The organism is Erythrobacter sp., from assembly GCF_023653175.1.
In the GTDB taxonomy this organism is placed as follows: Bacteria; Pseudomonadota; Alphaproteobacteria; order Sphingomonadales; family Sphingomonadaceae; genus Erythrobacter.
This window is the reverse complement of record NZ_JAMNXL010000004.1, coordinates 1-13,839: the sequence shown is the minus strand read 5'-3', so window position 1 is coordinate 13,839 and position 13,839 is coordinate 1. Positions and strand designations below refer to the sequence as shown.

Genomic DNA, 13,839 nt, shown 5'->3' with positions numbered 1-13,839 from the left:
GGCCGCAAGACCCAACCGAACAAGGATAAAGACATGGCCGCATCGGCAACCCTCGCCGCCCCGCTTCTGCCCGCCCAGCTCCAGCCGGCAGCGCACCCGCCGCACCGCTTCTGGACGCTCGTCGAAGGGCGCGCGATGTTCGAACTCGGCGCCTTCTACATGAGCCGCCCGTTCCTTTCGTCTTTGCCCAAGGGTGATGGGCACGCGGTCCAGGTGCTCCCCGGCTTCATGGCAAGCAACACTTCGACAAGTCCGATGCGGCGCTTGCTGCGGGATTTGGGTTACGACGCGCATGGCTGGAACAGCGGGCGCAATGTCCGGGTCGACAACGCGCTGATTGCGCGTCTTGAAACCCAGCTCCAGCGCCTCAATGACGATACGGGCCGCAAGGTTTCGCTGGTTGGCTGGAGTCTGGGCGGAGTGCTGGCGCGCGAGCTGGCCAAGCTGCATCCCGACCGGGTGCGTCTGGTGATCAGCCTCGGCAGCCCGATCTCGGAAGACCGCAATCACACCAGCGCCGCGCGCCTGTTCGAAATGCTGAACGGCAAGGAGCCCGAGGCGATGCAGGGCGGGCGCTTCCGCGATCTGGCCGAAGCGCCGCCGGTGCCGACCACCTCGATCTTCACCAAGACCGACGGGATCGTCCACTGGCGCGGATCGGTGCAGAAGCCGGCGGCGACGCCGACCGAGAATATCGAGGTCTATGCCAGCCATTGCGGCCTCGGGGTCAATCCATCGGTGATGCTGGCGCTTGCCGACCGGCTGGCGCAGGCCGAAGGCACGTGGTCGCCGTTTCGTCCCCCACTCGTCAGCCAGTTGTTGTTCCCCCGTACCAGCCTCGATTGAGCGGTTTCGGGGCTTCATGGCCTTTAATTGACACGGTTAGTGCCAGATAATACCGTAGCCGCGCCATGGTCGTACCTGACATCACGCAAGCATCTTCCGCCCCTGACGACGGGCGGCGTGCGCGCAGCCGGTCGAGCCGGGCCCGGATCGTCGCGGCGATGCTCGATCTGGTCGCGCGCGGCGAAGTCGCCCCCAGCGCGGCACAGGTCGCCGAGGTTGCAGGCGTGGGCCTGCGCTCGGTGTTCCGCCATTTCCGCGACATGGACGCGCTCTACCGCGAGATGGCCGAGGCGATCGAGGGGCAGCTTCTGCCGATCCTGATGCGCCCGCCCGAGGGGGCGACGTGGCAGGAGCGGCTGTTCGACATTGCCGCTCGCCGCGCGACGATCTTCGAGACGATCATGCCCTATCGCATCTCGGCCAATATCCGGCGCTTCGAATCCGCTTTCCTGATGGAGGGCTATCGCCGCCAGCTGCGGCTCGAGGCCGAGGCGCTGGCGGCGCACCTGCCCGAGGCCGTGCGCACCGATGCCGAGGGGGCGCGGGGCCTCAACGTGATCCTCAGCTTCAACACCTGGCGACTGCTGCGCCATGATCAGAACCTCGCTCCGCAAGAGGCGGCGGCGGTGGTGCGGCGGATGCTCGACGACGCGCTGGCGCGCTGGCCGGAGGATTGACGCGGGCGACCGGAAATGGCATGCCGTATGCCAATATATAGGGGGAAAAGGCAGCCGTGAAAGTCCTACGCACGCCAGAACAGGCATTTAGCGCGATTGCGGACTTCTCCTACGCGCCCCATTATGCCGAGGTGCAGGACGGCCCGAGTGGCGCCCGCTTGCGCGTCCACTACATAGACGAAGGCCCGCGCGATGCGCCGATCGTGCTGATGATGCATGGCGAGCCGACCTGGTGCTACCTCTACCGCCACATGATCGGCCCCGTGGTGGCGGCGGGATATCGCGTGATCGCACCCGACCTCATCGGCTTCGGCAAGTCCGACAAGCCTGCCGCCAAGACCGACTATTCCTATGCCGCCCACGTCGCGTGGATGCTCCAGTGGCTCGAAGGGCTGGACCTCACCGACATTACGCTCGCCTGTCAGGACTGGGGCTCGTTGATCGGCCTGAGATTGGTTGCTGCCGCGCCCGAGCGCTTCCGCGCGGTGGCGCTGTCCAATGGCGGCCTGCCCGAAGGCGGCCCGGCGCCGCGCGCTTTTGCGATCTGGCGGGCGTTCTCGAAGTGGAGTCCGGTGTTTCCGATCGGCAAGATCATCGCCAAGGGCACCAAGCGCGCGCTCTCGCCGGAAGAGATCGCCGCCTATGACGCGCCGTTCCCCGATGCCAGCTACAAGGCCGGCGCGAGGATCTTCCCGAGCTTCGTGCCCTTCGAAGGCAATCAGGCGGTGCCCGACCAGAAGGCGGCTTGGGCCGTGCTCGAAGCATGGGACAAGCCGTTCCTCTGCGCCTTTTCGGATGGCGACCCGATTACCCGCACCGGCGAGACCCGTTTCGTCGGCCGCGTCCCCGGCACCGCGGGCCAGGCGCACCGGACCCTCAAGGGCGGGCACTTCATCCAGGAGGACGACCCCGCAGGCTTCGTCGCCGCCATTCTCGATGTCGCCGCCAAGGGAGCGCCGCAATGATCGTCACCAACAAACTCCACCCCGCGCCCGAACAGGCGATGGTCTTCTTCGCTGCCGATGATGGCGAGGCGATGTGCATGGTCAATCTGCTCAAGTTCCGCGACAAGGCCGCCTATGCCGACGGCTCCGAGCCCGAGCTTTCGGGGCGCGAAGCCTATGCCCGCTATGCCGCGGGCGTGCAGGCTTGCCTCGCCGCGGTCGGCGGCAAGGTGCGCTTCAGCGGCACGGTGACCGGCCTGTTGCTCGGCGAGGTCGAGGAGCTGTGGGACATGGTGGCAATCGCCGAATACCCGTCGAGGAAGGCGATGCTGGCGATGGTGCAATCGCCCGAATACCAAGCGATCACCAAACACCGCGATGCAGGGCTGGCGGGGCAGCTCAACATCTGCACGCGCGCGGACGCTGGATGAAACGCTGGCACAAGGCGGCGCTCGGCACGCTCGCTGTCCTGGCGTTGGCCACGGCAAGCGCGTGGACCTTCCGCACCGACCTCGCGCTCGCGCTGGTGCGCTGGAGGAGCGCGCAGCCGATCGCGGCGAACCGCCCCGTGCCATGGCAGCAAGGCCCCGCCGAGGCGTCGCAGAGCCCCGCCGAGCGCCCGCCCAACATCGTCTTCATCCTGTTCGACGATCTCGGCATGAACGACCTCAGCACCTTCGGCGGCGGAGTGGCGGGGGGCCGGATCAAGACCCCCAATATCGACAAGCTTGCCGCAGAGGGTGCGATCTTCACCCAGGCCTATGCGGGCAACGCCACCTGCTCGCCTTCGCGCGCGCAGCTGATGACGGGGCGCTATGCCACGCGCACGGGGTTCGAATTCACTCCGACGCCTGCCGGTTTCCCCCGGATCGTGCCGATGGTCTGGAACCAGATGCACCCGGGCCGCCCGCCGATCCTCACCAACGCCCAGGCCGAAGCCAGCGCGCCGCCTTTCGAGGCGCAGGGCCTGCCGCCGGAGGAAGTGACCGTGGCCGAGGTGCTGAAAGCACGCGGCTATCACACCGTGCATATCGGCAAGTGGCACCTCGGCAATGCGCCCGAGTTCCTTCCCAAGGCTCAGGGCTTCGACGAGAGCCTCAACATGGACGGGCTGCTACATCTGCCCGAGGATCACCCGGACGCGGTCAATGCGCGCATCGATTTCGATCCGATCGACCGCTTCCTGTGGGCCTCGGCGAATTACGCCACCAGCTATAATGGCGGTGAGAAATTCGCGCCCGGCGGCTATCTCGCCGACTATTGGACTGACGAGAGCCTCAAGGTGATCGAGGCGAACCGCAACCGGGCGTTCTTCCTCTACCTTGCCCAATGGGGTGTGCATTCGCCCTTGCAGGCGACCAAGGCCGATTACGATGCGGTGGGCGATATCGGCCCGCACCGCTTGCGCGTCTATGCCGCGATGCTCCGTGCGCTCGATCGCAGCGTCGGGCGGATCATGGCGAAGCTCGCGGCCGAGGGGCTGGCCGAGAACACGCTGGTGGTGATCTCCTCGGACAACGGCGCGCCGGGTTACGTGGGGCTTGATGGGCTCAATGCGCCGTTCCGAGGGGGCAAGGGCAGCTTCTTCGAAGGCGGGATTCGCGTGCCGCTGTTCGCGCGCTGGCCTGCCGCGATCGCACCGGGATCGAAGCTCGCACTGCCTGTCGGGCAGGTCGATCTGATGCCGACCTTCGCTGCGGTCGCGGGCGCGCCGTTGCCACAAGGGCTTGCGATCGACGGGCGCAGCCTGCTGGCGACGCTCACCGGCAAGGGCGCCCAGCCGCGCGCCGATGCCCCGCTGTTCTGGTCGAGCGGCTACTACAAGGCCGTGCGCAGCGGGGACTGGAAGCTGCAGGTCAACGGCAAGCAGGGCAAGGCGTGGCTCTACAACCTCGCCGCCGACCCGACCGAGCAGCGCAACCTCGCCGCCAGCGAGCCCGCCAAGCGCGCCGAGCTGCAAGCGCTGATCGCCGCGCATGAACGGGGCCGCAAGCCGCCGCTCTATGCGAGCACTTTCGACACGCCGGTATCTATCGATCGGACGCTGGCCGAGCCCTACCGCGAAGGCGACGAATACATCTACTGGCCGAACTAGGCAGGGGCGCTAACCGACCTCGACACCCTTCCAGAAGGCGATCCGGTCCTTGATCTCGGCAGCGGCGGGGAGCGGCTCGGGATAGTACCACGCTGCGTCCGGGTTGGTGCTGCCGTCCACGACCAGCGAGTGGTAGGAGGCCGTGCCCTTCCACGGGCAGCGCGTCTGGGTGCTGCTGGGGGCGAGATACGCTGCATCGACAGCCTCGCGCGGGAAGTAGTGATTGCCCTCGACTACCACGGTCTCGTCGCTCTCGGCGATGACGACGCCGTTCCATTTCGCCTTGACCATGCTGCGCACCTCTTCTCGTTGACCGTCGGGGAAGCATAGCAGCACCTGCGCGCCGAGGCTTTCTGGAAATGGCCCGCGGTTGCCTTGGACGCATTGCGGCACTAGCCTGCCACCCGCACCCGCTGCGAAAAGCGTGGGGCACGGTAGGGATTGACGCGATGGCAGGCCGGAAATTGGTAGCGGTAACATGGCTGGCGGCTCTCGCCGCTCCCGCCCTCGCAGGCGAAGTGCGAGAGGTGCCGCACGGGATGATCGTCACCACCGACACGGGCGAGCAGGTGCGCGTCCTCGCCCACCGCGACGGCACGTTCCGCGTGACGGTCGGGGCGGAGCCCCCCGAAGGTAGACCGACTGCGATGGTCGTGACCGAGGCCGATGGCACCCCCGTCTTCCGCCGCGCGGGCGAGGTCGCCAGCCTGACCATGCCTCAGGCCTCGGCGGCAGTGAACCTTGCCGATGGACGGCTCACGATCCGCGACCCTGCCGGAGCCGTGATGCTCGACGAATATGCCCCCGCGCGCCGCCTGACGCCGGTAGAGGTCGAGGGCCAGGAGTGGCTCGCCACCCGCGTCCAATTCAACCGCGGCACGGACGAGGGGCTCTACGGCCTCGGCCAGCACCAGAACCGCCAGATGGACTACAACGGCGAGGACGTGGAGCTCGCCCAGCACAACATGGCGATTGCGGTGCCCTTTCTGGTCTCGACCCGCGGCTACGGCATCCTGTGGGACAATGCCTCGATCACGCGCGTCGGCGACCCTGCGCCCTATGCGAGGCTGGCGCTCGACTGGCGGGCGCAATACTACCTCGGCGAGCGGCTGGTGCTCGACCGCCGCGAGGGCACCATCGACTACCAGTACCTCAAGGATCAGGCGCGCTGGCCCGCCGAGGCCAAGGCCGCCACTGTCGCGGCAACCACCGGGCAGAACACGCAGGGCAATGCGACAGAGACGCAGCGGGTGGTGTGGACCGGGCAATACACCCCCTCCGCCTCGGGCGAACACAAGTTCCGGCTCTACTCCTCGTCCTATGTGAAGGTGTTCGCCGACGGGAAGGAGGTGCTCTCGCGCTGGCGGCAGAACTGGAACCCCTGGTATCACAACTTCGCGCTCGATCTGGAGGCGGGCAGGCCGGCCAGCTTGCGCATCGAGTGGGAGCCCAATCAGGGCTACATCGCGCTCGAACACGCCGCGCCCCTGCCGCCCGAGGATCGCCACTCGGTGAGCTTCGCCAGCGAGGCAGGCAAGGCGATCGACTACTACGTCGTGCCTGCGCCCACCATGGACGCCGCCATCGCCGGATACCGCCGCCTCACCGGCAAGGCCCCGATGATGCCCCGCTGGGCCTATGGCTTCTGGCAATCGCGCCAGCGCTACACCACCTCTGACGAGGTGGTCGGCGTGATGCGCGAATACCGCGCGCGGGCGATCCCGATCGACACGATCGTGCAGGACTGGTTCTACTGGCCCGAGGACAGCTGGGGCTGCCATTGTTTCGATCCTGCACGCTTTCCCGATCCCAAGGCGATGGTCGATGCGGTCAAGGCAATGGACGGGCGGGTGATGATCTCGGTCTGGCCCAAGTTCTATCCCGACACCGCCAATGGCAAAGCTCTGCGCGAGAAGGGCTTCCTCTACGAACGTCCCTTGGAGGCAGGCCAGCGTGACTGGGTGGGGAAAGGCTATGCCAACACCTTTTACGATCCTTACGACCCCGAGGCCCGCGCGCTCTACTGGCAGCAGGTGAAGGACGCGCTGTTCCCGCAGGGCTTCGATGCCTGGTGGATGGACGCGACCGAGCCCGACTGGCACTCGAACCTCTCGGTCGAGGAGCGCGCCTACCAGATGACCTCACCCACCACCGGGGTGCCAGGCGCGGCGATCTTCAATTCCTATCCGCTGGTACACGCGGAAGGGGTGGCCGAGGGGCTCCGGCAAGCACAGCCGGACACCCGCCCCTTCATCCTCACCCGCTCGGGCTTCGGCGGAATCCAGCGCACTTCGTCCGCGCTCTGGTCGGGCGATGTCGCCGCGCGGTGGGACGACCTGCGCGACCAGATCAGCGCCGGATTGAACCTCAGCCTTGCGGGCGTGCCCAACTGGACCCACGACATCGGCGGGTTCGCCGTGGAGGATCGCTTCAGCAAGCAGGACCCTGCGCACCTCGCCGAATGGCGGGAGCTCTATCTGCGCTGGTTCCAGTTCGGCGCATTCTCGCCGCTGTTCCGCAGCCACGGCGAGTTCCCGCACCGCGAGACCTACCTCGTGAGCGAGGGCGATCCGGCGATGCTGGAGGGGCTCACCCGCTACCACCGCCTGCGCTACCGCCTGCTGCCCTATATCTACACGCTGGCGGCCGAGACCCACTTCAGCGACGCGACGATCCTGCGCCCGCTGGTGATGGACTTCGAGAGTGAGCGGCAGGTGTGGGGGATCGACGACCAATATCTGTTCGGCCCGTCGCTGATGGTGGCGCCGGTGACGCAGTTCGGCGCGCGCTCGCGACAAGTCTACCTGCCGCAGGGCGACTGGTTCGATGCCAACAGCGGAGCGCGGATTACGGGCGGCCGGACCGTCACCGCCGCCGCCCCGCGCGAGGAGCTGCCGCTGTTCGTGCGCGCCGGCGCGATCATCCCTGCCGGGCCGGATGTGCAATCGACCGCGCAGGATCAGCAAGGCCCGCTCACGCTCCACATCTTCGCCGGAGCCGACGGGCGCTTCACGCTCTACGAGGACGAGGGCACCGATATGGGCTATGTGCGCGGCGCGTTTGCCCGGGTCGGCATCACGTGGGACGACACCGCGCGCACCCTGACCCTTGCGAACCGCGAGGGGGCCTTCCCCGGCATGGCCGGAACGCGGGAGATCACCGTCATCGTTCACGAGGGTCGCGAACAAGGTCACGTTTTCGCGGCGCGCGTGGGCAGACGGGTGACCTACTCCGGCGCAGGCGTCACCATGGGGTTCTAGCGCAGGGCACGGCTTGGCGTTCGGGCGACGTTTTCGGGGGAAAGCGGCACCCTCGCGCGTATTTCAGACAATGCGCCGCTCTCTGCGCCCGCCAGCGCAGATGGACAAGCGGCCCGCCATCATGTCTAACGTGGGCCGACATGGCCCCCTTTGATCCTCCTCTCCCAGAGCCGGGCAAGCTGCACCCGCTCGCCTGGCGTGACTGGGCAACGCCTGCGCGCAGCATCTCCAGCGCCCCGCGGCAGATCCACGGCGCGATCATCCAGCGCTGGGAGAAGAGCGCGCGGCGCATGGTGCAGCCGCCGCTCGATCATCACTACCTCGTTGTCCACATGGGCGGAGCCAAGCGCATCACCCGCCGCCGCCGCACCGAGACGCTGGTGCGCGAGGTGGAGGACCGGGCTCTCTCGGCGATCGAGGCGGGCAGCTCCTACAGCTGGATGACCGAAGGGCCGATCGCCTTCGGCCACATCTATCTCGAGCCCGGTTACTACGCGCAGACCATCGCCGAGCAGTTCGATTGCGATCCTGCCAAGGTCCAGCTTCAGGAGACCTTCGGCAAGTTCGACCCGCTGCTCAGTCGCCTGCTGACCGCGCTGGTGCGTGCATCGGAATACGACGATCTGGGGCTGATGGAGCAGGAATATCAGCTTGAGGCGGCACTGCATCGGTTGTTCGAACGCCAGACTGCGGGTGCGGCGAAGGACAACAAGATCATCATCTCGCCCGCCAGCGTCGCGCGGGTGCGCGACTATATCGGTGAAAACCTGCGCGAGCCGATCGCGCTTGATGACCTGGCGGGGCTGGCCGGGTACAGCCGCTTCCACTTCGCGCGGGGCTTTCGCGCGGCGACGGGCCTGCCGCCTTACGCCTATATCCTGCGCGCGCGGATCGCGCTGGCGTGCCGGCTGCTCGACGAGGCGCACCTGCCGGTGCAGGCGGTGGGCGATGCAGCGGGCTTTGCCTCGCACCCGCAATTCGCCAGCCGCTTCCGCCAGCTGACGGGGATTTCTCCCAGCGCCTATCGCAAGATCATGCGCTGAGGGAAATCGGGTCGCCGCGGGAGCGGGGCTAGAAGCCCTGCACCAGCTGCACGGTGAAGGCCTCGCGGAAGAATTGCGAGGTGTCGTTGAGCGGGATTTCGATCCCGGCCAGCAGGAACAGGTTGCCGCCAAGATGGGTGCGCACCCCGGGCGTGACCGAGATGAAGGTCGGGCCGCCGTCCTGGAACTCGCGCCAGGTGCTCGCCACGTACCAGGTGAAATCGCCGAGGGGCGCCTTGTCGTGATCGGTGAAGGTCTGGCCGATCGCCGCGTTGAGGATAAAGCTTTCGGGCGCGCCGCTGTCGGGGAAGTCATAGGCCACCCGGCCGCGGAACGAGAACCCGCCGCCCACGTCGGTGAACAGGTTGAGCTGCGGCTGGGCGGCGAACACCCCGTTGCCGAAACTGTCCGAGCCGGTCGGCAGGCGCCAGCCGATGCCTGCGTTCAGTGAGATATTGCGCTTTTCGATCAGCATCACTTGCGTGTTGAGCGTGATGTCGCCGAAATCCGAATCCCCGCCGCTCTCCTGGTAGAAGGGCACTTCCAGCCCCGCCCACAGGCGGCGCGAAAACGGCAGGTGGAAGCGGGCGAGACCCTGGTGGGCGTCGAAGCCATCGCCATCGACATAGGTGTAGGCGAGGTGGGCCTCGCGCGTGAAGAAGCCGTCGGCGGTGCCGAGCCAGCCCTGGCGCGGCGCGCCGCTGTCGCCGTTGGGGACGGGAACCCACTTGGCGAACAGCTCCTGCCCGAAGCCTTCCGAGCCGAGCGGTGTCCAGCCGCCGAGGTCATCACCGTCCTGCGCGGCAGCGGCGGCCGCAGCCGCAGCGACCGCCACCGGATTGACCGCCTGCGGTGCAGCTGCGGGATCGAGCACGGCGGCATCGGTGGCAGCGGCGACGCTCGTGGTGGTCAGCGTGATCGGCGCACGCGGCGCGCCGCCGGCCTCGGACGTCTCGCTTTCAGCGGAAAGCGCGGGAGTGGCGAGGCAGGTGCAGGCCACTCCGGTGGCGAGCAGCAGGCGGGGGGAGAGGACATTGCGCAACATTGATCGGGGCTCCTTGGATTTGTCCGAGGAGCCATCAATGCGCCCTGCCGCCATGCCCATCTTGTCAGAAAGGCGAGGGCTTTTTCCAGAAAGCGCGCCGTGTTGCAGGCTGCGCAATCGAAGCCGGGATGCTGTGACGCAATCGCCACATGAAGCGCTTCAACCCTATGATTTAGAGATGATAATAGCGGGCGACACAAGGCGCCCGCGGGGTCATCAGGCGCGCACCGCGCGGCGGTAGCGGCCCGGCGAGATGCCGACCTCGCGGCTGAAGGCGGCGGTGAAATGGGCCTGATTGGCAAAGCCGCATTCGAGCGCGAGCTCGGCGAGCGGCATGGCATTGTCGGCCAGCAATTGCCGCGCCCGTTCAAGCCGCCGCGCGCGCAGGAAATGGTAGGGCGTCTCGCCCGTCGCCAGCTTGAAGACGCGCAGGAAGTGGTTCGCCGACAGCCCCGCCGCGCGGGCGAGATCATCGAGCCCGATGCTCTCTTGCAGGTTGGCCTCGATGAAATCGAGCACCCGCTTGAGCTTGGGCGGAGAGAGGTAGATCCGCTCTGCCGGTTCGGCCGCGGGCAGCGAATCGTTGCTGACCAGGAGGCCTGCGATCGCGCGCAGCAGCCCGTCGATCATCAGCCGCGATCCGAGGCTCGGGCGGCGCAGCTCGCTTTCGATAAGGCCCAGCAGATGCGCCACGCGCGGCAGGTGCCGGCCCACGATGGGGGCGAGCGCATCGGCACCCTTGCCCTCGCTTGCCAGCAGCGAGGCGATCAAGCCGGGGCGCAGATAGAGCACGAAGGAACCGGCCTGTCCGTCGAACTGCAGGCGGCTATCGGCGCCCGCCGGAAGGAAGAGGCACAGGTCGCGGTGCAGCGCGAGGCTCTTGTAGGCGCCGCAGAAATCGATGCCCATCTTGCCCGACCCGTTGCGATTGACGATCAGCGCGTCCCAATCGTCGGTTTCGGGCGCATCGGCGACGATCTCGACCATGCCATCCACCAGCGTGCGGTGGTGGCGCATCGCGACCATGGGGAGCGAGCCGGTGTCGAACAGGGTGACATCGGGCTGATCCGACCAGTGGATGTGGCGGAAAAACCCGGCCTTGGTACCCATGCCGATGTGAAAGCTCGATCCCTCGCCCATTGCCATCATCGTGCTCCAATCTCTAGCGATGCAAAAGTGTCTGATCCCCGAGACACGGCAATCATACGTCTGCATGTGACACTTTGACAGGGCGTCGGGGTGGACTCGTGACAAAAGCGCAAGATATCGAAACCGCCGCCGCGCCGTTAGACGGGTTAGACGGATGGCGGAAATTCCGTGACTTATTGCAGGACGCCGTAGTCGTCCTCGTCCATTCTCAAGGACATGGCCGGCCGGATGTCGACCGTTGCCAGACCCGCCGCGACCAGCGGCAGTTCGGCGACCGCGGCGCGCATCTCGTCGGGCGTCTGGATGCACAGCAGGGTCAGCTCGTCACGATCCGTGCTGGCCAAGGCGAGGATGAAGCGGCCCATTTTTGCCCATTCCAGCAAGGCGTCATACTCGGCGCTGCGGTAGAAGCTGACCTCGTCGGTGATTGCCGCAGGCGCAATCCGCAAGGTGACGAGGGTGATCGCCATATTCGGCGCAAGCAGCCCTCGGGGCCGCCCGGAAAACCACTCGATCCACCTTAGCCAGGGCATAGTCGAAGGATACCTTTCATGGCCGGGCCTACCCCCCGCATCGTGCGGGCGGCTTTCGAAATCTTGCGCCGTGTTGCCCGTGCTTGCGACAGTCTGGCCTGTCAATTGCCCGTGACAGCGAGAAACCGAAAAACGCGGGCCATCGCGAAAGAAGCGCGGCGCGCCATAGCGCATCACTGGTCTTGCGGCGATCGGCAGGCGCCATTTTCTGCCGAACCACAAGGAGCAAGTGATGCGCAAGTTCAGAAACGCGATGATGGCGGCGGGGGCAGTGCTGGCCCTTGCTCTGCCTTCGGTCGGTCACGCCGACGTTGTTGTGCGCGGCAAGGAAGGCAAGCCTCTCGACGAGGTCCGCGAGGCACCCGCCTCGATCGCCAATGATCTCAAGACCATCGTCGCCCAGCCTTCGCCCTCGGAAGTCGATCCGCGCCTGCTGGGTCCGGTGGTCCTGATGAAGTCGGCGCATATCGATCTTGAAAAGGGCACTGCCACCCTGCCGCTACGCCGGGGCAAGCTGCCCAATGGCACGCCGGTGTGGTTCATTCTCACGGATTCCACCGACGAGAACATTTCGGACCTGCAGGGGCTCGCCTACTCGCCCAAGCTTGCCTTTGCGTTGACCGGCAAGGCCACCCGCCGCGCGCGGATCGAGATGGACGGGACCTTCAGCTTCGCGGCCGGCAGCGTGGACTTCAAGCCCGCGTTGAGCGTCACCCCGGGGTCGGCCAATGCGCCTTTCCCGCCCAAGGCCTTCCAGCCCGGCTCGGTCGGCGATGCCGATTACACCCCGCTGGTCTATGTCGAGAACTCGGCCAAGTCGATCATCTACAACGCGCCCGTTATCAGCCAAGCGAGCGAGGCCGAGCTCAACGCGATGTGCGCCGGCAAGGTCGATTACACCAAGGTCCACGACAAGGTCGCCGCGATCTGCCCGCGTGACGGCACGGTGACGATCAAGATGACCCTCGGCTTCACCTTCGACAAGCCGATCATGTACCTCTCGACCGAAGCCAACGACCCGCTCGTCGCCAGCCTCGAGAACGCCACCTTCACGCCCGCGATGAAGGACATGCCCTTCGCGCTCGAAGACGCCTCGCCCGGTGAAAGCGCCGAGCGGATCGTCGTGGTGGTCAACGGCCCGACCGGCAAGGACAATCCGCACCGCCAGGGCCTCGTCAGCGCGCTGTCGGGCGAAGGCGGCCCGCTCAATGTCCTCGGCGGGATCCCGACCATCAACCTCGACTATTCGCCGATGTGGCGGCTGTTCCCGGCTGTGTGGACCGAGGAGGCGATCCAGAAGGGCTACCGCTACCGCATGACGAGCGCGCTGCAGGCCGCCGAGATGTCGCACCGCGGCTTCATCAAGAGCCTCGACGGCGGCGATTTCCGGGCCGTGGGCTTCATCGTGAACTGCCCTGTGGTCTATCGCATCAACTGAGGGGGGACGACCTATTCAGTCCCCACAGGTCATGCGCTGCCCCCTCCTGCATGACCTGCACCTCGCGCCGGGAAGGAAGGCACACTCCTTCCCGGCGCGTCTTCCCGGTGCCTTCCCTTTCTGACGAACCATTCTCACGAACCTGTCTGAGCGCGGCAACCTCGGGCCACAGCCAACAGGAAGCATCCATGCGCGCTTCATCCGCATTTCTCGCAGTTCTGGCCGGTTGCGCCGCGCTGGCGCTCGCCGATCCGGCCTATGCCCAGGATCAGGCTGCGCCCGAGGTGCCGGCCCCCGTCATGATGGATGACGGCGAGGCCCCGCCGGACGATGCGATGGACCTCATGTCCATGCTGGAGGGCGAGGACGGGATGGACGCCGATGCCCCGGGCGCGGAAATGATCACCGAGATCATCGTCACCGGCACCCGCCGCCGCGCGCGTGTCACCGCGCCGGTCTCGGGCGCGGTTCTGTCAGGTGATGATCTGTCCCGCGCCGCCCGCGCCACGCTGGGCGAGACGCTGGCGAGCCTGCCCGGGGTCTCCTCCACCGCTTTCGGGCCCGGCGTCTCGCGCCCGGTGCTGCGCGGGCTTCAGGGCGAGCGCACCCGGCTCTTGATCGATGGCATCCAGAGCCTCGACGTGTCCAACACCAGCCCCGATCACGCGGTCGCGATCAACCCGCTGGTGGCCGAGCGGATCGAGGTGCTGCGCGGGCCCTCGGCCCTGCTCTACGGCTCGGGGCTGGTGGGAGGCGTGGTCAACACCAAAGTTGCCCGCGTGCCCGACCGCTTGCCGCCCGCCGCAATC

The 13,839-nt window shown here is 66.9% G+C and carries 13 protein-coding genes; 9 read left to right on the top strand and 4 right to left on the bottom strand.

The window, feature by feature from the left end; translation table 11 throughout:
- Window positions 1-33: 33 nt before the first annotated feature.
- The 5 genes from NBV68_RS00965 to NBV68_RS00945 all read left to right on the top strand — a co-directional run bounded on the left by NBV68_RS00965 (window position 34) and on the right by NBV68_RS00945 (window position 4,562).
- Window positions 34-846, top strand: a complete 813-nt coding sequence (locus tag NBV68_RS00965; protein ID WP_296306494.1) for an alpha/beta fold hydrolase — start codon at window positions 34-36, stop codon at window positions 844-846.
- A gap of 65 nt (window positions 847-911) precedes the next feature.
- Window positions 912-1,523 carry a TetR/AcrR family transcriptional regulator gene (locus NBV68_RS00960; protein WP_296306493.1) on the top strand — a complete coding sequence of 204 codons (612 nt, stop codon included), beginning with the start codon at window positions 912-914 and terminating at the stop codon, window positions 1,521-1,523.
- Between the two features lie 56 nt (window positions 1,524-1,579).
- On the top strand, window positions 1,580-2,488 hold the full coding sequence (locus NBV68_RS00955) for a haloalkane dehalogenase (RefSeq protein WP_296306491.1): 909 nt from the start codon (window positions 1,580-1,582) through the stop codon (window positions 2,486-2,488).
- The gene (locus NBV68_RS00950) at window positions 2,485-2,898 is read left to right on the top strand and encodes a DUF1330 domain-containing protein (protein ID WP_296306489.1); all 414 of its coding nucleotides are present in this window, start codon (window positions 2,485-2,487) and stop codon (window positions 2,896-2,898) included. The genes NBV68_RS00955 and NBV68_RS00950 overlap by 4 nt, the downstream gene beginning before the upstream one ends.
- Entirely contained in the window at window positions 2,895-4,562 is a 1,668-nt protein-coding gene (locus NBV68_RS00945) for a sulfatase (RefSeq protein ID WP_296306488.1), read from the top strand. Before NBV68_RS00950 ends, NBV68_RS00945 begins: the two co-directional genes overlap by 4 nt.
- A gap of 9 nt (window positions 4,563-4,571) precedes the next feature.
- Here NBV68_RS00945 and NBV68_RS00940 read toward each other — a convergent pair whose 3' ends face one another.
- Window positions 4,572-4,853 carry a DUF427 domain-containing protein gene (locus NBV68_RS00940; RefSeq protein ID WP_296306486.1) on the bottom strand — a complete coding sequence of 94 codons (282 nt, stop codon included), beginning with the start codon at window positions 4,851-4,853 and terminating at the stop codon, window positions 4,572-4,574.
- A 158-nt stretch (window positions 4,854-5,011) separates the two neighbouring features.
- Between NBV68_RS00940 and NBV68_RS00935 the strand changes: the two genes are divergently transcribed.
- Both NBV68_RS00935 and NBV68_RS00930 read left to right on the top strand, forming a co-directional pair.
- A complete protein-coding gene (locus NBV68_RS00935) occupies window positions 5,012-7,822 on the top strand; it encodes a TIM-barrel domain-containing protein (protein WP_296306484.1) in 2,811 nt (936 codons plus the stop codon).
- Window positions 7,823-7,962: 140 nt separating this feature from the next.
- Window positions 7,963-8,865: an AraC family transcriptional regulator gene (locus NBV68_RS00930; protein WP_296306483.1), complete on the top strand. Its 903-nt coding sequence runs from the start codon at window positions 7,963-7,965 to the stop codon at window positions 8,863-8,865.
- 28 nt (window positions 8,866-8,893) lie between these two features.
- Here NBV68_RS00930 and NBV68_RS00925 read toward each other — a convergent pair whose 3' ends face one another.
- The 3 genes from NBV68_RS00925 to NBV68_RS00915 form a co-directional block, all read right to left on the bottom strand.
- Window positions 8,894-9,910, bottom strand: coding sequence for a hypothetical protein (locus NBV68_RS00925; protein ID WP_296306481.1), 1,017 nt, complete (start codon window positions 9,908-9,910; stop codon window positions 8,894-8,896).
- Window positions 9,911-10,126: 216 nt separating this feature from the next.
- The gene (locus tag NBV68_RS00920) at window positions 10,127-11,059 is read right to left on the bottom strand and encodes an AraC family transcriptional regulator (protein ID WP_296306479.1); all 933 of its coding nucleotides are present in this window, start codon (window positions 11,057-11,059) and stop codon (window positions 10,127-10,129) included.
- 173 nt (window positions 11,060-11,232) lie between these two features.
- Window positions 11,233-11,529, bottom strand: a complete 297-nt coding sequence (locus NBV68_RS00915; protein ID WP_296306478.1) for a hypothetical protein — start codon at window positions 11,527-11,529, stop codon at window positions 11,233-11,235.
- A 295-nt stretch (window positions 11,530-11,824) separates the two neighbouring features.
- On the opposite strand from NBV68_RS00915, the gene NBV68_RS00910 reads away from it, so the two are divergent.
- Complete coding sequence (locus NBV68_RS00910; protein WP_296306477.1) at window positions 11,825-13,030, top strand: hypothetical protein; 1,206 nt, start codon at window positions 11,825-11,827, stop codon at window positions 13,028-13,030.
- Between the two features lie 350 nt (window positions 13,031-13,380).
- Window positions 13,381-13,839: TonB-dependent receptor plug domain-containing protein (locus tag NBV68_RS00905; protein WP_296306522.1), on the top strand; the 459-nt coding region annotated here is incomplete at its 3' end.